A 19,708-nucleotide genomic window follows, 5' to 3' on the forward strand; every position below is an offset into this window, starting at 1 on the left:
GGTGCGGCCTGTGTTCGGCGGCCCAGGATTGTGAGCGTTCACGGAGGCGGCGTGGTCCGGAGCGGGCGGGGGCGGGACGGCGCGCCCGTCATGCTCGACGTCGCGGCGCGCGCCGGCGTCTCCTACCAGACCGTCTCCCGGGTGATCAACGACCAGCCCGGCGTGCGCGGCTCGACCCGGGAGCGCGTCCTGGCCGCGATGCGCGAGCTCGGCTACCGCCCCAGCCTCGCCGCGCGTTCCCTGGCCTCCGGCCGCTCGCACACGATCGGCATCGTCGCGACCGGCTCCGACCTGCACGGGCCGGTGCGGACGCTGCGCGGCGTCGACGAGGCGGCCCGGGACGCCGGCTACTCGGTCAGCACGGAGACGCTCTCGCGGTTCGACCGCGCGTCGGCGCTCGCGGCAGGCGAGCGGCTGACCGCGCAGGGCGTCGAGGGCATCGTGGCGATCGACCCGGAGGTCGACGCCGCCGCCGCGCTGCGGGAGCTGCAGGCGGGCGGTCCGCTCGTGGTGCTCCGCGGTGGGCTGGACGACCTGGCGGCGGGCGTCGGCTTCGACGGCGCCGCGGGCGCGCGCAGCGCCGTCCGGCACCTGCTCGACCTCGGCCACCCCACCGTCCGGCACCTGGCGGGGCCGCTGCGCTGGGCCGCCGCGCGTTCCCGCGCCGACGGGTGGCGGGCCGCCCTCGAGGCCGCAGGGGCGCCGGTGCACGAGCCGCTGCAGGGCGACTGGAGCGCGCGCTCCGGGTACGAGGCGGGCCACGTGCTCGCCGCCGACCCGGGTGTCAGCGCCGTGTTCGCCGCCAACGACCAGATGGCGATCGGGCTGCTGCGCGCGCTGCACGAGGCGGGGCGCGCCGTGCCCGGCGACGTGAGCGTCGTCGGGTTCGACGACGTCCCCGAGGCCGCCTACCTCATCCCGCCGCTCACCACCCTGCGCCAGGACTTCGCCGACGAGGGCCGCCGCGCCGTCGGCATGCTGCTCGCCCAGATCGAGGGGGCCGGCACCGAGCCCGTACCCGTGCGAATGCTCCCCGACCTCGTCGTCCGCTCCAGCACCGGCCGCTACACCCCACCCCCACCTGCAGGAGGAATGCCGCAGTGACGTCCCTGCCCTACCACGAGGACCCGCTTCCGGACGCCCGCATGCTCCCGCCCCGCGCGGCGGTGACGTCCGATGCGCCCCGGCTCAGCCTGAACGGGCAGTGGCGGTTCGACCTGGCCGCCACGGTCGCGGAGGCGCCCGCCGGGTTCTCCGACCCGGGCTTCGACGACGGCGGCTGGGCGGAGCTGCCGGTGCCCGCGCACTGGCAGCTGCACGGCTACGGCCGGCCCGCCTACACCAACGTCCGCTACCCCTTCCCGATCGACCCGCCGCACGTGCCGACGGAGAACCCGACGGGCAGCTACCGGCGCACGATCGCCGTGCCCGCCGGCTGGGCGGGTGGCCGGGTCGTGCTGCGCTTCGAGGGCGTCGACTCCTGCTTCGCGGTCTGGGTCAACGGGCACGAGGTCGGCACCGCGCAGGGCAGCAGGCTGCCTGCGGAGTTCGACGTCACCGAGGTGGTCCGGCCGGGGGAGGACAACCTCGTGGCCGTCCGCGTGCACCAGTGGTCGGCGGGCAGCTACCTCGAGGACCAGGACATGTGGTGGATGTCGGGGATCTTCCGCGACGTCGCGCTGCTGTCCCGGCCGGACGGCGGCGTCGACGACGTGTACGTGCACGCCGGCTACTACGGGGGCGCCGGCAGGTTCCGCGTGGACGTCGACGGCGCCCCGCAGGCCCGGGTGCTGCTGCCCGAGCTGGGCGTCGACGTCGCACCCGGCGAGGAGGTCCGCCTGGAGGCCGTGCAGCCGTGGAGCGCCGAGGTGCCGCGCCTCTACGACGTGCAGGTGGTCACCGACACCGAGCGCGTGGACCTGCGGGTCGGGTTCCGCACCGTGCGCATCGCGGACGGGCTGCTCACCGTCAACGGCAACCGCGTGCTGCTGCGCGGGGTGAACCGGCACGAGTTCCACCCCGACCGCGGCCGCGCGGTCACCGAGCAGGACATGCTCGACGACGTGCTGCTGATGAAGCGGCACAACATCAACGCCGTGCGCACCAGCCACTACCCGCCGCACCCCCGGTTCCTCGACCTGTGCGACGAGTACGGCCTGTACGTCGTGGACGAGTGCGACTTCGAGACCCACGGCTTCGAGCACGTCGGCTGGCGCCGCAACCCCACGGACGACCCGACGTGGGCCGAGGCGCTCGCCGACCGGATGCGCCGGATGGTCGAGCGGGACAAGAACCACGCCAGCGTCATCATGTGGTCGCTGGGCAACGAGTCGGGGACCGGCCGCAACCTCGCACTGATGTACGGCTACGCGAAGGACCGCGACCCGGGGCGCCCGGTGCACTACGAGCGGGCCCCCGACGGGCGCTGGTCCGACGTCTACAGCCGCATGTACGCCCCGCACGACGAGGTCGAGCTGATCGGCCGCCGCGAGGAGCCTGCCCGCGGCGTCGACCCGGTGCAGGACGCCGCGCGGCGGGAGTCCCCGTTCGTGCTCTGCGAGTACGGGCACGCGATGGGCAACGGCCCCGGCGGGCTCACCGAGTACCAGCAGCTGTTCGAGGCCCACCCCCGCTGCCAGGGCGGGTTCATCTGGGAGTGGATCGACCACGGCATCCGGACCCGCGACGCGCAGGGCCGGGAGTTCTACGGCTACGGCGGCGACTTCGGCGAGGAGCTGCACGACGGCAACTTCGTCGCCGACGGCCTGCTCTTCCCCGACCGGACGCCCTCGCCGGGCCTGCACGAGTTCGCCAAGGTCATCGAGCCGGTGCGGATCAGCGGTGCGGCGGACGGCCCGCTGCGCATCACGAACCTGTACGAGGCGCGCGACCTCGCCCACCTGCGGTTCACCTGGACCGCTGAGGAGGAGGGCGCGGAGGTCGCCGCGGGCGAGCTGGACGTCCCCTCGGTCGCGCCGGGCGGGAGCGTCGAGCTGGACCTTCCCGCGAAGGCGGACGGTGGCGCCGAGACGTGGCTGACGGTGCGCGCCGTTCTCGCGGCGGACGAACCCTGGGCGAAGGCCGGGCACGAGATCGCCTGGGGCCAGGTGCGGCTGGCGGAGCGGCCCCCGGCCGAGGCCATCCGCGCCGACGGCCCGATCGCGCTCGACCCGGTGCGCGGCGTGCTGACCGGGCTCGCCGGGCTCGCCGTCGACGGCCCACGCCTGGACGCGTGGCGGGCACCCACCGACAACGACCGGATCCGCCCCGACGCCGCGGCCGTCGGGTGGCAGGCCATCGGCCTGGACCGGCTGCGGCACCGCGTGCAGGACGTCCGGCACGAGGACGGGAGCATCGTCGTCCGCACCCGCACCGCGCCGGCCGCCCTCGACGTCGGACTGCTCACCACGATGCGCTGGACGCCCCTCGCCGGTGCCGGGCTGCAGCTCGACGTCTCCGTGCAACCCGAGGGCGAGTGGACCGGGTCGCTGCCCCGGCTGGGCCTGCTGTGGTCGCTGCCCGCCGACCTGGACACCGTCACCTGGTACGGCGGCGGCCCCGGCGAGGCCTATCCGGACACCCGGGCCGCCGCCCGCGTCGGCCGGTTCACCAGCTCGATCGACGCCCTGCAGACGCCCTACGTCATGCCGCAGGAGAACGGCAGGCGCACGGACGTGCGCTGGGCCGAGATCACCGGCGGCTCCGGCACCGGGCTGCGGGTGGCCGCGGAGGACGGACCGGCGACGTTCGGCCTGACCGTGCGGCGCTGGACCAGCGCCGACCTCGCCGCCGCGCGGCACCCCGTCGACCTGGTGCCGGGCGACCGGGTCTGGCTCACCGTGGACCTCGCCCACCGCGGCGTCGGCACCGCGAGCTGCGGCCCGGACGTGCTTCCCCAGCACGAGCTGTACGCGGAGCCCGCATCCCTGCGGCTCGTGCTGACGCCCGCCTGATCGCCTGAGCCGCGGTCGCGTCCTGCCTCATGAGGACGCGGCCGCGGTCGCCTCACCCGACGATGTAGCTCTGCAGCTGCGCCCGCTCGGACTCGAGCAGGTCGATCCGGGCCTTCACCAGGTCGCCGATGCTGACGATGCCCGCCAGCTCACCGTCGACCACCACGGGCAGGTGCCGGAAGCGGCGGGCGGTCATCACGGCAGCGAGGTCGGTGACGTCGTCGCTGGGACTGCAGGTGGTGACCTCGGTGGTCATGATGTCGGCCACCCGCGCCTCGAGCAGCCCCGGGCCGCCGGCGTGCAACCGGCGCACGACGTCCCGCTCCGAGACGATGCCGACGATTCGCCCGCCGTCGACGACGGGCAGCGCGCCCACGTTGTGGGCGGCGAGCTCACTGATCAACCGGCTGACCGTGGCGCCCGGTTCCACCGTGGCCACGGCATTGCCCTTGTTCCGCAGCACGTCCGCGATCCGCATCCCGAACCCCCGAATCTCGTCGTCGGTGACGGATCGAGGGTACGGCCAGCGCTCACTCCTCGCACACGATCCGCGGCGCCGGGTTGTACCGCGTGGTGATGGTCTCGGTGCGCGTCTCACCGGTGCTGACGTTGCGCAGCGTGCGGGTGTCGGTGATCGTGAAGCCGGGGCTGCCGTTGCTGGGGTGGCAGTCCTCGCCCGCCGGCAACGTCAGCTCGTTGGGCTCGGTGGGCTTGGTACGCGGCCCGAACGACCCGGTGACCTCGAACTGGCGCTGACCGAAGATCTGGACGGTGAGCGCGGTCGGGGTCCAGACGGTGCGGATCAGCACCGGCGTGGGGTTGTCGTTGCGGAACCGGTTGTCGATGGCCCCGGTGGCGATCGTCGCTTCCCGCCCGGCCGGGTACCGGCTGATGTAGTAACTGTGCGCCTGGTGCTCGACCAGCGTCATCCCCGCGAAGTACGCGGCGTTGTAGAGCGTGGTGGACACCTGCGACGCCCCGCCCGCGATGCCGCGCGACGACCGCCCGTCCTGGATCACGCCGGCCTCCACGTACCCGTTGGCCGCGGTGCGCGGTCCGGTGGCGTCATCGAGGCTGAACGTCTCGCCCGGCTGCACGACGGTGCCGTTGATCAGCTGGGCGGCACGGCGGATGTTCACGCCCGAGTCAGCGGCGAACCCGCCGGTGGTGAACTCGCCGATGACCTCCGGGTTGCCCAGCGCCTGCAGCTCCTCGGTGGTGACCTCAGCGGGCTGGTCGGCGTACACGGCGGTGATCTCCCGCGGCGGCGGACCGGCGAGCACGTCGAGCAGCTGGGCGAGCGTGGCCTCGTAGTCGACGCCCCGCCCGTCCTGGGACGGGACGACGACCGGCCGGCCGCCGGAGAACTCGAACGTGGCATCGCGCCCGGGCACCTCGGACGCCGCCATCTGCGGCGCGAGCGCGTCCTGCACGGCCTGCTGGTTCAGCTCCGGTACCAGGTCGCCGTTCGCGGCCACGAAGCTCAGCGACGCCGCGATCACCTCGGGGGTGAGCTCGCCGCGCACGTCGTTCTCCCCGATGACCGTGACCGGGGCGGCGACCGCGGGCCGCGCGACCTGCTCGATCGCGGTGGTGACGTCCTCGGCCGTGGTGGTGGCCGGCAGCTCGGTGAGGGGCAGCGCGACGGCGTTCCCGTTCGCCCACTCCCGCTGCAGGACCTCGGCGGACGCAGGCACGTCGAGCCGCTGGCCGGGCTGCGGGTCCACCGGCTGCGGCTGCGTGCCCTCGAACCGCACCGACCCCTCGACCGGCTCCCGGTCGACGACCGGACCGAGCTGCTCGAGCGCCTGGCTCAGCGCGGTGGGGTCGGCGCTCGTGACCACGCCGACCTCGCGCTCGCTGAAGAACGAGGTGATCCGCGTGATCGGGTTGAGCGGCTGGGAGCCGGCCTGCTCCAGGGTGCCGGCCCAGTCGACCGACAGCCCCGCCGCGACGGGTTCGATCTCGCCGCGCACGTCGCCGACCGTGACCGGGATCGGTGCCTCGGTGCGGGGACCGATCTCGGCCCGCAACCGCTCCTCGGCGTCGGCCAGGGACATGCCCCCCACACCGACGCCGGCCACCGTGACCCCGCGCGGCACCGAGCCGGAGCTCAGCAGCAGGTCACCGACGTACAGCAGGCCGAGCCCGACCACCACGGCCGAGAGCACCAGCAGGCGCCGTCGACCGCGGCCGCGGCGACCGCCCGGGCCGCCGGGCCCGCCCGGCCCGTCGAAGTCGTTCATGCCGCCGACCCGCGTGGGCGGATCCACCGGCGGGCGCGCCGCGACCGGGATCCGCTCGGTGGCCTGCTCGACGACGGGCCGGGACGGCGTGCGCGGCAGGACCTGGGTGGCCTCGGCGTCGGCGGGCGGCCAGGACGCGCGGCCGGCCGGGACGGCGACGGTGGCCGCTTCCCCGCCGGACGGGTGGCCGTTCGCCTCACCGCTGCCGGCCGGGCCGTTCGGAGCGCCGTTCGGGACGCGACCGTTCGGGACCTGACCGGTCGCGAGCTGCCCGTTCGGGGCCTGGCCGTTCGCGAGGTGACCGTTCGAGGCCTGACCGTTCGGAGCCTGGCCGGCCGGGGCCTGAACCGCCGGGGCCTGACCGGCCGGGGCGTGTCCGTTCGGAACCTGGTCGTTGCCCGGCCGTCCCGACGGCGGCCCGGCGGGCGGCGCCGAGCCGGCCCGCCCGGACGGCGTGCGCACCGTCGGGCTCTCGCTGTCGTCCTCGGCGTCGTCACGTGGGCCGGGCGCGGGCCGCGGCGACGGCGACGGGCGCGCCGGCTGCTCACCGCCGGTGCCCGCTCCCCCGGGGACGGCGGCGACCTCGTCGGGCGCCTGGCCCCGCTCACCCGGCGCGGCCTGCTCGGTGCCCCCCGCCGAGCCGCTCCCGTGCGCTTCGGCCGCGCCGTGTCCGTTCTGCGTCATCTCCGGCTCCGGAGTTGCCGTCGCCTCCCCAGGCGAAGACTGCCGCTCGGGCATGAAGTCCGTTCCCCTCAACCTCGGACCGGGCGGCAGCCCGGTTCGTCACAGGTACAGCCCCGTACCGTGCTCCGTGCGCTCCGTGGCGACGGCGTGCACCTCCCGCTCCCGCAGGACCAGGTAGGTGGACCCGTGCACGTCGACCTCGTACTGGTCGTCGCGCGCGAACAGCACGCGGTCGCCCACCTTCACGGTGCGCACATGCGCTCCGATACCGAGTACCTCCCCCCATACAAGACGCTTGGCGACCTCTGCGGTTGCCGGGATGACGATCCCGGCTCCGCTGCGCCGCTCGCCGGACGACTCCGGTTTCACCAACACCCGGTCGTGCAGCATCTGGATCTCGAGCTTGGCGTCCTGCACCGGCACGATGCTACGAGCCGGGTCCGACACCGCACTGACCGGCCCGTACGGGAAAGCCCCGCGGTGCTGTCAGGTCGGGGGTCCGACAGCACCACGGGGCTGTAGGTGAAATCGGACATGGGGGCCCCACCGTTACCCCTGACCGGGATCTGAGCCGGTTTCACCTGTTCGGACGAACGCGGATCAGGGCTGGGTGAGCAGGTACCGGCCGAAGTGGGGAACCGTGAACGCGATCTGCCCGCGCTGCGCCGAGAAGACGAGCCCCTTCTTCAACAGGCTGTCGCGGGCCGGGGAGAGCGACGAGGCCTTGCGCGACAGGTGGTCGGCGATGCCGGAGGTGCCCACGGGCTCGTCCCGGCCCTCCGTCAGCTCGGCCATCGCCCGCAGGTACTCCCGCTCGGCCGGGGTGGCCCGCTCGTAGCGCGAACCGAAGAAGCCGACGGCCAGCTCGCCCTCGGCCTCCGGCGCGGCGAGCTTCACGTCCGCGGGCCCGATGGGGCTGCGCGGGGCGGCGTCCCAGGCCGCCTTGCCGTAGGCCTGCACGAAGTACGGGTAGCCGCCGGACGCCTCGTACAGCACGTCGAGGGCGTCGACGTCGAAGGTGGCGTCCTCGCGCTCGGCGGGGGCCAGGAGCGCGAAGTCGGCGTCGGCGCGGTCGAGCTTGTCGATGCGGGAGTACTTGAACAACCGCTCCGAGTACGACTTGGACGCCGAGAGCACCGCGGGCAGGTGCGGCAGGCCCGCGCCCACCACGACGAGCGGAGCGCGTGACTGGGACAGCTCGTGGCACGCCGCGCAGAGCGCCGAGACGTCGTCGGGGCGCAGGTCCTGCATCTCGTCGATGAGCAGCGCCACGCCGGTGCCGACGTCCTTGGCGAGCTCGGCCACCTCGGTGAACAGCTCGACGAGGTCGATCTCGATGTCCCCCGAGTCGGCCCGGCCGCTCGTCACGGGCACGTCGATGCCGGGTTGCCACCGGTCGCGCAGCTTCGCCCCGTCCGGCGCCGAGCGCAGGGCGAACGCCTTGAGCACGCCCAGTACCTCGTCGGCGCGCTCCGGATCGACGGGCTCGTCGCCCGCCCGTTCCGGGTCGCGGTGGCGCACGGCGAGGTCGCGGATCGCCCGGTGCAGGGCCGCGGCGAGGGGACGGCGCAGGTCCGCGTCCGGCCGCGCCTCGATCTTGCCGGCCCCCCAGCCGGCCCGCAGCGCCATCGACCGCAGCTCGCCGAGCAGGACCGTCTTCCCGACGCCGCGCAGGCCCGTGAGCACCAGGCTGCGCTCGGGCCGGCCCCGGGACACGCGCTCCAGCACGATCTCGAACGCGTCGAGCTCCTTGTCCCGGCCGGCGAGCTCGGGGGGCCGCTGGCCCGCTCCGGGCGCGAACGGGTTGCGCACGGGGTCCACCCATCGGACGGTATCGGCGGATCTTGCTCAGACCCTAGAAGCGGCTATCGAAGGCGATGGCGTGTCGCCGATCGGCCGCTCTACCGCTTTCTCGGGCCCTCCCTAGAGAGCCCGAGAATCCGCGATCAGCCCGCAGGCGCGTCGACGACGGAGCCGCCGAGCGCGACCAACCGCTCCATCGCGTAGGACGGGTCGAGCAGCGACTCGGGGGTGTGGACGCCCGGCAGGACGGGTCCGCCCCGCATCCCGAGCAGCCGCTCCACGCCGAGGGCGATGCCGAGCGACGTCAGGGGCCGCTGCCCCTCCGGGTGGACGAGGTACCGGGTGGTGCGCAGCGGCGCACCCGCCGGGTCCGCCCCCGCGATGTCGATGCGGGTCTCGACGGACGGCGGGCCCCCGCGGCGCCGGCCGGCGGACTCACCGACCGCGAGGTCGAAGCGCACGTCCCGCGCACCCGTCGCGAGGGCGAGGCTCGGCACGTCGAGGATCGGGATGCTCTGCGCCGGCAGGACGGTGCCGTCGAGGGTGCGCACCTCGCCCTGCGCGTCGGGACCCGCGACCCAGGAGAAGACGCCGTCACGGCGTTCCAGACCCGCCGAGGTGGCGGTGGACAAGCGCTCCAGGTCCGCGATACCCGCAGGTCCGCCGGTGTCGAGCGCGTCGAGGACGGCGCCGATGCGGATGGTGTCGACGCGGCCGAAGTCCCGGGCCAGGTGCAACGTCGCGAGCACGGCGGTGCCGGCGCAGTAGTGGCTGGCCAGCAGGATCGGCGCCGCACCCGCCCGCTGGGCGCCGGCGACCACCTCCGGTGCGATCTCGACCAGCCCGCTGGAGATGCCGATGTAGGGCACCCCGCGTCGCTGCGCGTGGCGCAGCCCGTGCAGGTGGTCGTCCCACAGCGCGGCGACCACCGCCGAGCTGGCGTGGTCGGCCGGGAGGCCGAGGTCGTCACGCCCCACGTCGATGACGGCGGCCGTCGCCGCCCCGAGCCCGTCGGCCACCCGCCGCGCGCGGTCGATGTCGCGCCCCCCGATCACCAGCGGCAGCGCGGGGTGCCACCTCCGCAGGACGGCCGCGGCGCCCGCACCCGCCTGGCCCGAGCCACCCAAGATCAGTACCGGCTGCACGACTACCTCGTTCCCTCGTAGCTACATTTTGTAACTTACACTTTGTAGCTTAGTCTGGCCGGCGCATGCAAGGAGGGCGATGACGACCACGCGACCGGCCCGGCTGCCCAAGCAGGCCAGGCGGGAGAAGCTGCTCGACGCCGCCGTGCGGATCGTGCGAGCCCACGGGGCCGACGGCCTGACCCTCGTCACGCTCGCGGAGGCCGCCGGGGTGAGCAGGCCGATCGCGTACGACCACTTCGGCACGCGCGCCGGTCTCCTGCTCGCGCTCTACCGGCGGCTCGAGGAACGGCACCGGGCCGCACTCGCCGAGGCGCTGCGGACGGCCGCACCCACCGCCGGCGCGATCGCCCGCGTGATGAGCGCCGCCTACTTCGCCTGCGCCACCGACATGCCCGAGTTCGCCGCCGTCTCCGCCGCGCTGAAGGGGAACCCGGAGATGGAGGCGAGCCTGTGCGAGATGCTCGACGACTACACGGACGTGATGGTCGCCGCCCTGGCACCGCACTCCGCCCTGTCGACGGGGGCACTCCGGCTGCGCTGCGTCGGCGCGCTCGGAGCGGCCGAGTCGATCGCCGCCGAGCTGGCCCGGGAGCGCACCACCACCGCCGACGCCGTCACCGCACTGGCCGACCTGATCGTCGGCGGCCTCACCAGCGAGGACGCCCGGGAGGCGTGATCAGTGCGAGTCGCCCGTCACGGCCCTTACCAGCACGGTCACGTTCTTCTCGCCGGGGTGATCGCCAGGAGTGGTGTCACGGCGACAGGTTTGTCGCCCTCGCACCACTTCCAGCGATCGGCCTGATCAGGTCGACGTCCGCGCTGTTCCGCTGCCCGGACGGCCGTCGCGTCCAACTGAACACGCTCCCGTGGGCGCGCACGCGCGAGAACCGCCGCACCAGAGCCCCGTTCGCAGAACCCCACCCGACCCGTCCGCCGGGAGCCCTGCATCCCGGGCGCGCCGACGACAGTCGATCGGTCGCTCTACCGCTCTATCGCCGATCCGCTAGACAGTGCGAGAAACGACGATCAGGCCCGCCGGGTGGCCGCGTCCGCCACGCAGAACAGCCCGAAGGCGGCGAAGCCGATCGCCACCACTGCGAGCAGACCTGCCCCGAGCCCGGTGGTGCCGAGGGTCCGCAGCGCCGCGTCGAGGCCGCCGGCCCGCTCCGGATCGGCGAACAGGGCAGCGGCCCCGGCCAGCACGCCGACGACGCCGAGGGCGAGCGCCCGCGCGAGGTGCCCCGCCACACCCACGACCTCGATCGTGTGCCGGACGCCCCGGCCGAGGCGGCGGACGTCGAGGTCGCCCATGAACGTGCGCCGCACTCCCGTGTAGGTCATCGCGCCTGCGAGGAAGAGGACCACCCCGGCGGCGATCCCGAGCAGCACCCGCCCCGCGGGGAGTGCCAGCACGTCGGCCGCCACGGCCTGCACCCTGGTGCCGCGCCCGGAGTGCATTCCGGTGAGGTAGGACAGGATGATCAGCGCGAGCCCGGACATCGCGATCGCCTTCGCGACCGCGCCCACCCGCTTGCGCATCCGCTCGCCGCCCGACACCCAGCGGAAGCCCACCGCGGCCGCCGTGACCTGCCACAACGCGAAGGCCATCAGGCCGACGGCGGCGATCCCGAGGGCGAACACGCCGCCCGGGGTGCGGGCGATCGTGCCGACGGCGCCGTCGGCGTCCGGGGGAGCGTCCGGCACGCCGAAGGCCACCTGCAGCGCCAGCCACGCCACGATGAGGTGCACGACGCCGTAGCCGACGAGGCCGATCCGCCCGAGCGCGTCGACGACGCGGCCCGGCGCGTCGGACCGGCCCTCCCGCACCTTCCTGCGCAGGTGGACGAGCGGGCGTGCCATCCGATCCCGTACCCCTCCGCCGCTCATCGCAGTCTCTGCCGTCGTATTGCGCATTCCCTAGACAACTCGATACTCGCCGATCTGGTTTCCTGTGGTCGTGACCCCGACCGACGACGCCCAAAGTCCGGAGACCGTCGCTCCGGAGATCGTCACGGAGGGGAGCGGCTGGTTCGAGCAGCTGGGCGACCGCGCCGAGCTCGACGTCTCCTTCACCGCGGTGGCCCGCTCACGCTCCGCCGCCGTGTCCGAGCTGGGACGGCGCGTGGCCGGTGCGGAACCGGCGCTGCAGCGGTCCGGGCTGGAGGTGCGGCACCGGCGGCTGCGGGTGCACCACGAGTGGCGCGACGGCCGCGTGGTCGGCTGCCGGGCCGCCGAGGACCTCGCGCTGCTCGTCACGGACGTCTCGGCACTGGACGAGGTGCTGTCGGCCCTGGTCGGCGCGGAGCCCACCGACCTGCGGGGACCGCACTGGGTGCTCGCCGACCCCGCCGCGGCGCTGCGCGAGGCGCAGCAGCGTGCCGTGGCCGACGCGCGCGTGCGGGCCGAGGGGTACGCCGCCGCGCTGGGCGGCGGGCTCGGTCCGCTGCGGCGGCTGTCCGAGGCGGCCGAGCACTCCGCCCCGATGGCCTACCGGACGGCAGCGGTCGAGTCCGGCGGCCCCGACGTGCGTGCGCTGGGCCTCGAACCCGAGCCCGTGCGCGTGACGGCGAGGTGCACGACGACCTGGGCTCTCCTGCCCTGACGGGCGGTGCGTGCCGGCGGGGATCAGCGCTGGTCGCCGGGCACGACGGTGCCCTCGATCACGAACCGTCCGGAGCGCTGCGGGCGCTCGTCCGGCTCGACGACCTCGCCGTCGACCACCGGCGCCTGCGACCGGATGCGCGCCGTGCGCAGTTCCGGTGAGCGCTTCTCGGCCGCCTGCACCAGCCGGCGGCGGGCCAGCGCCCGGACCGGCGGCAGCAGGAGCAGCAGGCCGGCGAGGTCGGTGACCAGGCCGGGCACGAACAGCAGCACGCCGCCCGCCGCCACCAGCATGCCGTCGGTGAGCTCGGCCGTGGGCACGCGACGGTTGTTCACGGCCTCGGCGAGCGCCTGCGCGGCCCGCACGCCTTCGCGACGCGCGAGCCACAGGCCGAGCACCGAGCCGGCCAGCAGCACGAGCAGCGTCCAGCCCAGCCCGATCGCCGACCCGAGCGCGACCAGCGCGACGATCTCGACCACGAGGTACAGGAGCACGAACGCCATACCCCTAGTAACGCACGAGACGCCCTCCGTGCTCCCGGTCCGGGGGTCACGGATCGGTCACCTCCGTCACCAGGTGAGCGCGAGCCCCGGATCGGTCAGGAGCGCGCCGACGTCGGCCAGGAACCGCGACCCCTGCTCGCCGTCGACGAGCCGGTGGTCGAACGAGAGCGACAGCTGGCACACGGTGCGCACCGCCAGCTCGCCGTCCACGACCCAGGGCGTCGGCTTGATCGCGCCGACGGCCAGGATCGCCGCCTCCCCGGGGTTGATGATCGGCGTGCCGGTGTCGACGCCGAACACCCCGACGTTGGTGATCGTGAAGGTGCCGCCCACCAGGTCGGCGGGCGGCGTCTTGCCCGCCCGCGCCGTGGCCGTGAGCTCGCCGAGCGCGCCGGTCAGCTCGCGCAGCGACAGCGTGTCGGCGTCGCGGACCTTGGGCACGATCAGCCCGCGCGGCGTCGCCGCGGCGATCCCGAGCTGCACCCGCTCGTAGTAGACGATCTCGCCGGCCGCCTCGTCCCAGGAGGCGTTGACCTCGGGCGTGCGCTTCGCCGCCAGGCAGACCGCCTTGGCCACGAACGCCAGCGGCGTGAGCTTCACGTCCGCGTACTCGCGCGTGGCCCGCAGCCGGTCGCGCAGCGCCATCGTGGCGGTGACGTCCACGGCGAGGAACTCCGTGACGTGCGGCGCGGTGAACGCGCTGCTCACCATGGCTGCCGCGGTGGCCCTGCGCACCCCGCGGATCGGCTCCCGCCGCACCCCGCCGACGGCGGCGACCTGCGCCGGAGCGGGTGCGGCGGCTGCTTCGACGTCGGCCCGCGTGATCACGCCCCCGGAGCCCGTGCCGGCGAGGGAACGCAGATCGACACCGAGATCCTTGGCGAGCTTGCGGACAGGCGGCTTGGCGAGCGGCACGCGCCCCGCGTCCGCGCCCTGATCCACCTGACGAACGGCACTCTCGTCGGTACCCAGCCGACGGGAGTGCCGTTCGTCAGCGGGTTGTGGGGAGGTGGCTTGCGCCGTGCGGCGGGGGCGGCGGGTGACCGAGCCGGGGCGCGGGCCGTAGCCGACCAGGGTGGCGATGCGGCCGTCCGCACCGGCCTCGCCGATCTTCGCTCCGCCCTCGTCGCCGGCCCGGGGGGCCGCCGCCTCGCCCGCCCGCGCCTCGCCCGCCGGCGCCGCGCCTCCAGCCGCCTCCGTCTCGATCGCGATGATCGGCGTGCCGACCGCGATCGTCTCGCCGGGCCGGGCGAGCAGCTCGCCCACCGTGCCCGCGTACGGGCAGGGCAGCTCGACGGCGGCCTTCGCCGTCTCGATCTCGCAGATGACCTGGTTGACGGTGACGGTGTCGCCCGGCTGGACCTGCCAGCTGACGATCTCGGCCTCGGTGAGCCCCTCACCGACGTCGGGCATGGCGAACTCGCGGCGCATCGCTGCCCTCACCAGGCCAACGAGCGGTCGACGGCGTCGAGCACCCGGTCGAGGTCGGGGAGGTAGTCCTCCTCGCACTTGGACGGCGGGTAGGGCGCGTCGAAGCCGGTGACGCGCAGGACCGGCGCCTCCAGCGAGTGGAACGCCTCCTGCTGCACCCGGGCAGCGATCTCCGAGGTGACCGACGACTCCGACGGCGCCTCGGACACGACGACCAGGTGCCCGGTGCGGCGCACCGACTCGACGACCGGGTCGAGGTCCAGCGGGGACAGCGTGCGCAGGTCGATCACCTCGAGGTCGTGGCCGTCGGCCTCGGCCGCCGCGGCGGCCTCCAGGCAGGTCTTGAGCACCGGCCCGTAACCGGCGAGCGTGAGCGTGCGGCCCGGCCGCACCACCCGCGAGGCGTACAGCGGCGGCGGGTCGGCGTCGAGGTCGACCTCGCCCTTCTCCCAGTACCGCCGCTTCGGCTCGAAGAAGATCACCGGGTCGTCGCTCGCGATCGCCTGCTGGATCATCCAGTAGGCGTCCGACGGGTTCGAGCAGGCGACGACCTTGAGCCCGGCGACGTGCGCGAACAGCGACTCCGGCGACTCGCTGTGGTGCTCGACGGCGCCGATGCCCCCGCCGAACGGGATGCGCACGACCACCGGCACCCGGACCTTGCCCTGGGAGCGGAAGTGCAGCTTCGCGAGCTGGGAGACGATCTGGTCGTAGCCGGGGAACACGAACCCGTCGAACTGGATCTCGCACACCGGCCGGAAGCCGCGGATGGCGAGGCCGACGGCGGTGCCGATGATCCCGGACTCGGCCAGCGGGGTGTCGAGCACGCGCTGCTCCCCGAAGTCCTTCTGCAGCCCGTCGGTCACGCGGAAGACGCCGCCGAGCTTGCCGACGTCCTCGCCCATGACGAGGACCTTCGAGTCGCGCTCCATCGCGGCGCGGAGGCCGTCGTTCAGCGCCTTGGCCAGGGTCAGCTGCACCACCGTCACACCCCCTCGGTCTCGAAGGACGCGTGGTAGTCCAGGAACGCCGCGCGCTGTGCCTCCAGCACGGGCGAGGGTTCCGCGTAGACCTGCGAGAACATCCGGTCCGGCGCGGGCGGCGGCATGTTCACGCAGAACTCGCGGAACCGCGCGGCCAGCGCGTCGGACTCGGCCTGCACCTCGTCGAAGAACTCCTGGCCGATGCCGTGCTCGCGCACCAGGTTGACCCGCACGCGCTCGATCGGGTCCTTGAGCTTCCACAGCTCCAGCTCGTCGGCGAGCCGGTAGCGCGACGGGTCGTCGGACGTGGTGTGGGCGTCCATGCGGTAGGTGAAGGCCTCGACGAGCACCGGCCCGTTGCCGCTGCGGCACTCCTCCAACGCCCAACGGGTGACGGCGAGGCAGGCCAGCACGTCGTTGCCGTCGACGCGGATGCCGGGGAAGCCGTAGCCCTCCGCGCGCTTGTACAGCGGCACCCGGCTCTGGCGCGACGTGGGCTCGGAGATCGCCCACTGGTTGTTCTGGCAGTAGAAGACGACGGGCGCGTCGTAGACGGCGGCCCACACGAAGCCCTCGTGCACGTCGCCCTGGCTGGTGGCGCCGTCGCCGAAGAAGCAGATGGTGGCCTCGCTGTCGGGGCCCTCGCCGACCTTGCCCTCGAACTTCTGGCCCATCGCGTAACCGGTGGCGTTCAGGCACTGGTTGCCGATGACGATCGTGTACAGGTGGAACCGGGCGTCCTTCGGGTCCCACGATCCGTGGTCGGTGCCGCGGAAGATCCCGAGCAGGTCGGTGGGGTCGATCCCGCGGGTCCAGGCGACGCCGTGCTCCCGGTAGGACGGGAAGGCCATGTCCTGCGGTGCCATCGCGCGGCCGGCGCCCACCTGGGCGGCCTCCTGGCCGAGCAACGGCACCCAGATGCCGAGCTGGCCCTGCCGCTGCAATGCGTTGCCCTCCCGGTCGACCCGGCGTACGAGCACCATGTCGCGGTAGAGGCTCTTCAGCTCCGTGACGCCCAGATCGGCGCCGTAGGCGTCGAAGCGGGGATCGGACACCCGCTGGCCCTCCGGGGTGAGCAGCTGGACGAGCTCGGGATCCCCTTCGTCGGTGGCCTTCAGGCCGGCGACCACGTGGTCGCGACCAGGCCGGGGCTCCGGGCTGGCTGCCGTGGGCGGGGTCCAGTCGTGTGGAACGGACACGCTGCCTCCTCGTACTCTCTCCAGCCGCTCCCGTTCGTGGCGGGCGCGGAGGGACGCGGCCCGGCCGGGACGCCCGGGGGTGAGGGCGCCCTTGCCGGCTCGACGTCATCCTGGCACGGGAGGCCCCCACGAGGTGCACCTGCACGCACGAACGGCACGCCCCCCGTGCTCGAGGACGTGCCGTTCGCGGGTGGCCCTTACGGCGTCGGCGACTGGCCGGGCTGCGGGGCGGGCGGGGTCTGCTGCGGCGGGGCCGTGTAGCCGGCCGTCTTGCCGTAGCCGGCGTTCTGGTCGTAGCCCTGCGCGTGCCCGTTGCCCGCGACCCCGTGGCCCGGGGTCTGGCGGATGCCGGCGAACCCCTTCGCCTTGTCCGTGGCGCCGCGGATCTGGCCCGAGTACTTGCCCTTGGTCTGCTTGTCCACGAAGGACGCAGCCTGGTCGAGGTACTTGGAGGCCTTGTCGGGGTTGCTCTTCGCGTAGCGGCGCGCGGCCTCGGCCGCCGTGGCCAGCATTGCCAGCCGTCTCATCAGGGGCATCGCGGTCCTCCGTGGTAGGTGCACTCATCGCGGACAACGCGCATGCGGTGTCTGCTGGTTCCAGGGGTACCCAACCTAGTCCCGGTCCTCACGGGCCCGCGGCAACGAATCACTCAGGGTGACGTCACACAACAGTGACCGACGCGGAGGTGTACCGGGGGCCTCCGGATGGCAGCATCCCCGCGTACTCACCGCCCACGAGGAGGTCCCCGTGCCTGCCACCCGACGTTCCATCCCGATCGTGCTCGGCGCCGCCGCGCTCGCGGTCGTCCTCGCGGGGTGCGGAGGCGGAGGTGAGGAAGCGGCACCGGCCGCCGGCGGCGTGGAGCTGGTGACCGACGGGCAGCTGACCACCTGCACCCACCTGCCCTACGAGCCCTTCCAGTTCCAGGAGGGTGCGGAGATCGTCGGGTTCGACGTCGAGATGGTCGACCTGGTGGCCGCCAAGCTCGGGGTCGAGCAGCAGATCATCGACATGCCCTTCGACGGCATCCAGTCCGGGGCTGCGTTCGACTCCGGCCAGTGCGACATCGGCGCCGCGGCGATGACGATCACCGAGGAGCGCAAGCAGAACATCGACTTCTCGGATCCCTACTTCGACGCCACCCAGGCCCTGCTGGTGCAGGAGGCCACCGGGATCACCGATCCGGCCGGCCTCGCGGGGAAGAAGGTCGGCGTGCAGAACAGCACGACCGGCCAGGAGTACGCGCAGAACAACATCACCGGCGCCGAGATCGTCGTCTTCGAGGACCTCGGGCTGCTGACCACGGCCGTGCAGACCGGCACCGTCGACGCGGGGATCGCCGACAACGGTCCGCTGCTCGACTTCGCGAAGAAGAACCCCGGCCTCGCCGTCACCGCGGAGTTCCGCACCGACGAGCAGTACGGGTTCGGCGTCCGCAAGGGCAACACCGCCCTGCTGCAGGCGATCAACGAGACCATCGCCGCGGCGCGCGCCGACGGCACCTACGACCGGATCTACGAGAAGTGGTTCGGCCAGGCCCCGAGCCAGGGCTGACCCCCGCATGGCACTCACCCGCCGCCAGCGGGCCCGGGTGTGGCGCGGCGTCCAGTACGGGATCGCGGTCGCGGTCGTGCTGGTCGTCGCGTTCACCGCGGACTGGGCCACGATCGGCCGCGCGTTCTTCGACTTCGAGGTCGCCGCGAGCCTGTTCCCCGACGTCCTCACGATCGCGCTGCGCAACACGGTGGTCTTCACCGCGCTGGGCTTCCTCCTCGCGCTCGCCCTCGGCCTCCTCCTGGCCCTCATGCGGCTGTCGTCGGTGGCGGTCTACCGCGTGGTCGCGGGTGCCTACGTGGAGTTCTTCCGCGGGCTGCCCGCCCTGCTGGTGGTGATCGCCATCGGGTTCGGCATCCCGCTGGCCTTCGGGACCATCCTGGACCGCACGCTCTCCATCACCCTCGCCCTCGGCATCGTCGGCTCGGCCTACATCGCCGAAACCATCCGCGCCGGGATCCAGGCGGTGCCGCCCGGCCAGGTCGAGGCGGCCCGCTCGCTCGGCATGTCGCCCGCGCGCACGATGGTGTTCATCGTGATCCCGCAGGCGTTCCGCATCGTCCTGCCGCCGCTCACCAACGAGCTGATCCTGCTGACGAAGGACTCCTCGCTGGCGTTCCTGCTCGGCACCACCCTGACGCAACAGGAGCTCGCCCAGTTCGGCCGGGCCGCGCTGAACGAGGTGCGCAGCCTCACGCCGATCCTCGTCGTCGGGCTCTGCTACCTGATCATCACGATCCCGCTGTCGTACCTCGCGCGCCGCCTGGAACGCCGGTTCGGCAGCGCGGGCATGCCGAAGGGTGCCGAGGTATGACCGACACCGTGGTCCGCGTCACGGACCTGCACAAGTCCTTCGGCAGCAACCACGTGCTGCGCGGGATCGACCTCGAGGTCGCGCGCGGTGAGGTGGTCTGCATCATCGGGCCGTCCGGGTCGGGCAAGTCCACGCTGCTGCGCTGCGTGAACCTGCTCGAGGTGCCCACCGGCGGCACCGTCGTCGTGGGCGACCACGAGATGACCGACCCGGACGTCGACATCGACGCCGCGCGGCGCACCACCGGCATGGTGTTCCAGCAGTTCAACCTGTTCGCGCACCTCTCGGTGCTGAAGAACCTCACCATCGCCCAGCGTCGGGTGCTCGGGCGCAGCCAGCAGGACGCCGAGCGGGTGGCCCGGGCCAACCTCGAGCGGGTGGGGCTCGCGAACCGGGAGAACGCGATGCCCCGCCAGCTCTCCGGCGGCCAGCAGCAGCGCGTCGCGATCGCCCGCGCGCTGTCCATGGACCCGACGGTCATGCTGTTCGACGAGCCCACGTCGTCGCTCGACCCTGAGCTGGTCGGCGACGTCCTCGACGTCATGCGCGGCCTCGCCCGGGAGGGCATGACCATGCTCGTGGTGACCCACGAGATCCAGTTCGCCCGCGAGGTGGCCGACCGCGTGCTGTTCATCGACGGCGGCGTGATCGTGGAGGAGGGCGCGCCTGCCGACGTGATCGGAGCCCCCCGCCAGGAGCGGACGCGCACGTTCCTCGCCCGGGTGCTGCACGGCACGGCCGAGGTCTGACCCCGACGCTCGCACACCGATTCCGGTGCTGCCACACCG

Annotated in this window: 18 protein-coding genes; 7 read left to right on the top strand and 11 right to left on the bottom strand. The window is 73.6% G+C overall.

Translation table 11 applies throughout. From position 1 onward, the window contains the following. The first annotated feature begins 51 nt into the window (after nucleotides 1-51). Nucleotides 52-1,104 carry a LacI family DNA-binding transcriptional regulator gene (locus FB558_RS13965; RefSeq protein WP_342787313.1) on the top strand — a complete coding sequence of 351 codons (1,053 nt, stop codon included), beginning with the start codon at nucleotides 52-54 and terminating at the stop codon, nucleotides 1,102-1,104. Continuing rightward, nucleotides 1,101-3,953 (top strand): glycoside hydrolase family 2 TIM barrel-domain containing protein, encoded by a 2,853-nt coding sequence (locus FB558_RS13970; protein ID WP_246106417.1) that lies wholly within the window; start codon nucleotides 1,101-1,103, stop codon nucleotides 3,951-3,953. Before FB558_RS13965 ends, FB558_RS13970 begins: the two co-directional genes overlap by 4 nt. 52 nt (nucleotides 3,954-4,005) lie before the next feature. On the opposite strand, the gene FB558_RS13975 is transcribed toward FB558_RS13970, so the two are convergent. The 5 genes from FB558_RS13975 to FB558_RS13995 form a co-directional block, all read right to left on the bottom strand. Continuing rightward, nucleotides 4,006-4,431 carry a CBS domain-containing protein gene (locus FB558_RS13975; RefSeq protein WP_142052702.1) on the bottom strand — a complete coding sequence of 142 codons (426 nt, stop codon included), beginning with the start codon at nucleotides 4,429-4,431 and terminating at the stop codon, nucleotides 4,006-4,008. A gap of 52 nt (nucleotides 4,432-4,483) precedes the next feature. Next, nucleotides 4,484-6,883 (bottom strand): VanW family protein, encoded by a 2,400-nt coding sequence (locus tag FB558_RS13980; protein WP_142052705.1) that lies wholly within the window; start codon nucleotides 6,881-6,883, stop codon nucleotides 4,484-4,486. Between the two features lie 99 nt (nucleotides 6,884-6,982). Next, complete coding sequence (locus FB558_RS13985) at nucleotides 6,983-7,300, bottom strand: GroES family chaperonin (protein ID WP_211366386.1); 318 nt, start codon at nucleotides 7,298-7,300, stop codon at nucleotides 6,983-6,985. Between the two features lie 183 nt (nucleotides 7,301-7,483). Further along, nucleotides 7,484-8,704, bottom strand: a complete 1,221-nt coding sequence (locus FB558_RS13990; protein WP_142052708.1) for an ATP-binding protein — start codon at nucleotides 8,702-8,704, stop codon at nucleotides 7,484-7,486. Between the two features lie 125 nt (nucleotides 8,705-8,829). Beyond that, nucleotides 8,830-9,831: a saccharopine dehydrogenase family protein gene (locus FB558_RS13995; protein ID WP_142052711.1), complete on the bottom strand. Its 1,002-nt coding sequence runs from the start codon at nucleotides 9,829-9,831 to the stop codon at nucleotides 8,830-8,832. 79 nt (nucleotides 9,832-9,910) lie between these two features. Here FB558_RS13995 and FB558_RS14000 point away from each other — a divergent pair, with 79 nt between their 5' ends. Further along, nucleotides 9,911-10,510, top strand: coding sequence for a TetR/AcrR family transcriptional regulator (locus FB558_RS14000; protein ID WP_142052714.1), 600 nt, complete (start codon nucleotides 9,911-9,913; stop codon nucleotides 10,508-10,510). 350 nt (nucleotides 10,511-10,860) lie between these two features. On the opposite strand, the gene FB558_RS14005 is transcribed toward FB558_RS14000, so the two are convergent. Beyond that, nucleotides 10,861-11,694 carry a DUF1206 domain-containing protein gene (locus tag FB558_RS14005; RefSeq protein WP_170231296.1) on the bottom strand — a complete coding sequence of 278 codons (834 nt, stop codon included), beginning with the start codon at nucleotides 11,692-11,694 and terminating at the stop codon, nucleotides 10,861-10,863. A gap of 97 nt (nucleotides 11,695-11,791) precedes the next feature. Here FB558_RS14005 and FB558_RS14010 point away from each other — a divergent pair, with 97 nt between their 5' ends. Beyond that, complete coding sequence (locus FB558_RS14010) at nucleotides 11,792-12,436, top strand: SIMPL domain-containing protein (protein ID WP_142052720.1); 645 nt, start codon at nucleotides 11,792-11,794, stop codon at nucleotides 12,434-12,436. Nucleotides 12,437-12,459: 23 nt separating this feature from the next. Here FB558_RS14010 and FB558_RS14015 read toward each other — a convergent pair whose 3' ends face one another. The 5 genes from FB558_RS14015 to FB558_RS14035 all read right to left on the bottom strand — a co-directional run bounded on the left by FB558_RS14015 (nucleotide 12,460) and on the right by FB558_RS14035 (nucleotide 17,079). Continuing rightward, nucleotides 12,460-12,939, bottom strand: coding sequence for an FxsA family protein (locus FB558_RS14015; RefSeq protein ID WP_142052723.1), 480 nt, complete (start codon nucleotides 12,937-12,939; stop codon nucleotides 12,460-12,462). Nucleotides 12,940-13,005: 66 nt separating this feature from the next. Then, nucleotides 13,006-14,370, bottom strand: a complete 1,365-nt coding sequence (locus FB558_RS14020; protein ID WP_142054188.1) for a dihydrolipoamide acetyltransferase family protein — start codon at nucleotides 14,368-14,370, stop codon at nucleotides 13,006-13,008. A gap of 8 nt (nucleotides 14,371-14,378) precedes the next feature. Continuing rightward, nucleotides 14,379-15,353: an alpha-ketoacid dehydrogenase subunit beta gene (locus FB558_RS14025; RefSeq protein WP_142052726.1), complete on the bottom strand. Its 975-nt coding sequence runs from the start codon at nucleotides 15,351-15,353 to the stop codon at nucleotides 14,379-14,381. A 2-nt stretch (nucleotides 15,354-15,355) separates the two neighbouring features. Then, a complete protein-coding gene (gene pdhA / locus FB558_RS14030) occupies nucleotides 15,356-16,552 on the bottom strand; it encodes a pyruvate dehydrogenase (acetyl-transferring) E1 component subunit alpha (RefSeq protein WP_142052729.1) in 1,197 nt (398 codons plus the stop codon). 197 nt (nucleotides 16,553-16,749) lie between these two features. Then, complete coding sequence (locus FB558_RS14035) at nucleotides 16,750-17,079, bottom strand: antitoxin (protein ID WP_246106418.1); 330 nt, start codon at nucleotides 17,077-17,079, stop codon at nucleotides 16,750-16,752. 220 nt (nucleotides 17,080-17,299) lie between these two features. Between FB558_RS14035 and FB558_RS14040 the strand changes: the two genes are divergently transcribed. Genes FB558_RS14040 through FB558_RS14050 form a run of 3 tightly spaced genes read left to right on the top strand, consistent with a single transcriptional unit; the run spans nucleotide 17,300 to nucleotide 19,669 of the window. Then, nucleotides 17,300-18,106: a basic amino acid ABC transporter substrate-binding protein gene (locus FB558_RS14040; protein WP_246106419.1), complete on the top strand. Its 807-nt coding sequence runs from the start codon at nucleotides 17,300-17,302 to the stop codon at nucleotides 18,104-18,106. A gap of 7 nt (nucleotides 18,107-18,113) precedes the next feature. Continuing rightward, nucleotides 18,114-18,920: an amino acid ABC transporter permease gene (locus FB558_RS14045; RefSeq protein ID WP_142052735.1), complete on the top strand. Its 807-nt coding sequence runs from the start codon at nucleotides 18,114-18,116 to the stop codon at nucleotides 18,918-18,920. Next, nucleotides 18,917-19,669, top strand: coding sequence for an amino acid ABC transporter ATP-binding protein (locus FB558_RS14050; RefSeq protein ID WP_142052738.1), 753 nt, complete (start codon nucleotides 18,917-18,919; stop codon nucleotides 19,667-19,669). The genes FB558_RS14045 and FB558_RS14050 overlap by 4 nt, the downstream gene beginning before the upstream one ends. Nucleotides 19,670-19,708: the final 39 nt, after the last annotated feature.

Origin of the sequence: Pseudonocardia kunmingensis (assembly GCF_006716445.1) — a bacterium.
Taxonomy (GTDB): Bacteria; Actinomycetota; Actinomycetes; order Mycobacteriales; family Pseudonocardiaceae; genus Pseudonocardia; species Pseudonocardia kunmingensis.

What these genes read in the sequence shown, in the direction of transcription:
- FB558_RS13975 (WP_142052702.1), bottom strand. Translation starts at nt 4,431, where the DNA reads ATGCGGATCGCGGACGTGCTGCGGAACAAGGGCAATGCCGTGGCCACG.
- FB558_RS13980 (WP_142052705.1), bottom strand. Translation starts at nt 6,883, where the DNA reads ATGACGCAGAACGGACACGGCGCGGCCGAAGCGCACGGGAGCGGCTCG.
- FB558_RS14000 (WP_142052714.1), top strand. Translation starts at nt 9,911, where the DNA reads ATGACGACCACGCGACCGGCCCGGCTGCCCAAGCAGGCCAGGCGGGAG.
- FB558_RS14005 (WP_170231296.1), bottom strand. Translation starts at nt 11,694, where the DNA reads ATGGCACGCCCGCTCGTCCACCTGCGCAGGAAGGTGCGGGAGGGCCGG.
- FB558_RS14015 (WP_142052723.1), bottom strand. Translation starts at nt 12,939, where the DNA reads ATGGCGTTCGTGCTCCTGTACCTCGTGGTCGAGATCGTCGCGCTGGTC.
- FB558_RS14020 (WP_142054188.1), bottom strand. Translation starts at nt 14,370, where the DNA reads ATGCGCCGCGAGTTCGCCATGCCCGACGTCGGTGAGGGGCTCACCGAG.
- FB558_RS14035 (WP_246106418.1), bottom strand. Translation starts at nt 17,079, where the DNA reads ATGAGACGGCTGGCAATGCTGGCCACGGCGGCCGAGGCCGCGCGCCGC.
- FB558_RS14045 (WP_142052735.1), top strand. Translation starts at nt 18,114, where the DNA reads ATGGCACTCACCCGCCGCCAGCGGGCCCGGGTGTGGCGCGGCGTCCAG.
- FB558_RS14050 (WP_142052738.1), top strand. Translation starts at nt 18,917, where the DNA reads ATGACCGACACCGTGGTCCGCGTCACGGACCTGCACAAGTCCTTCGGC.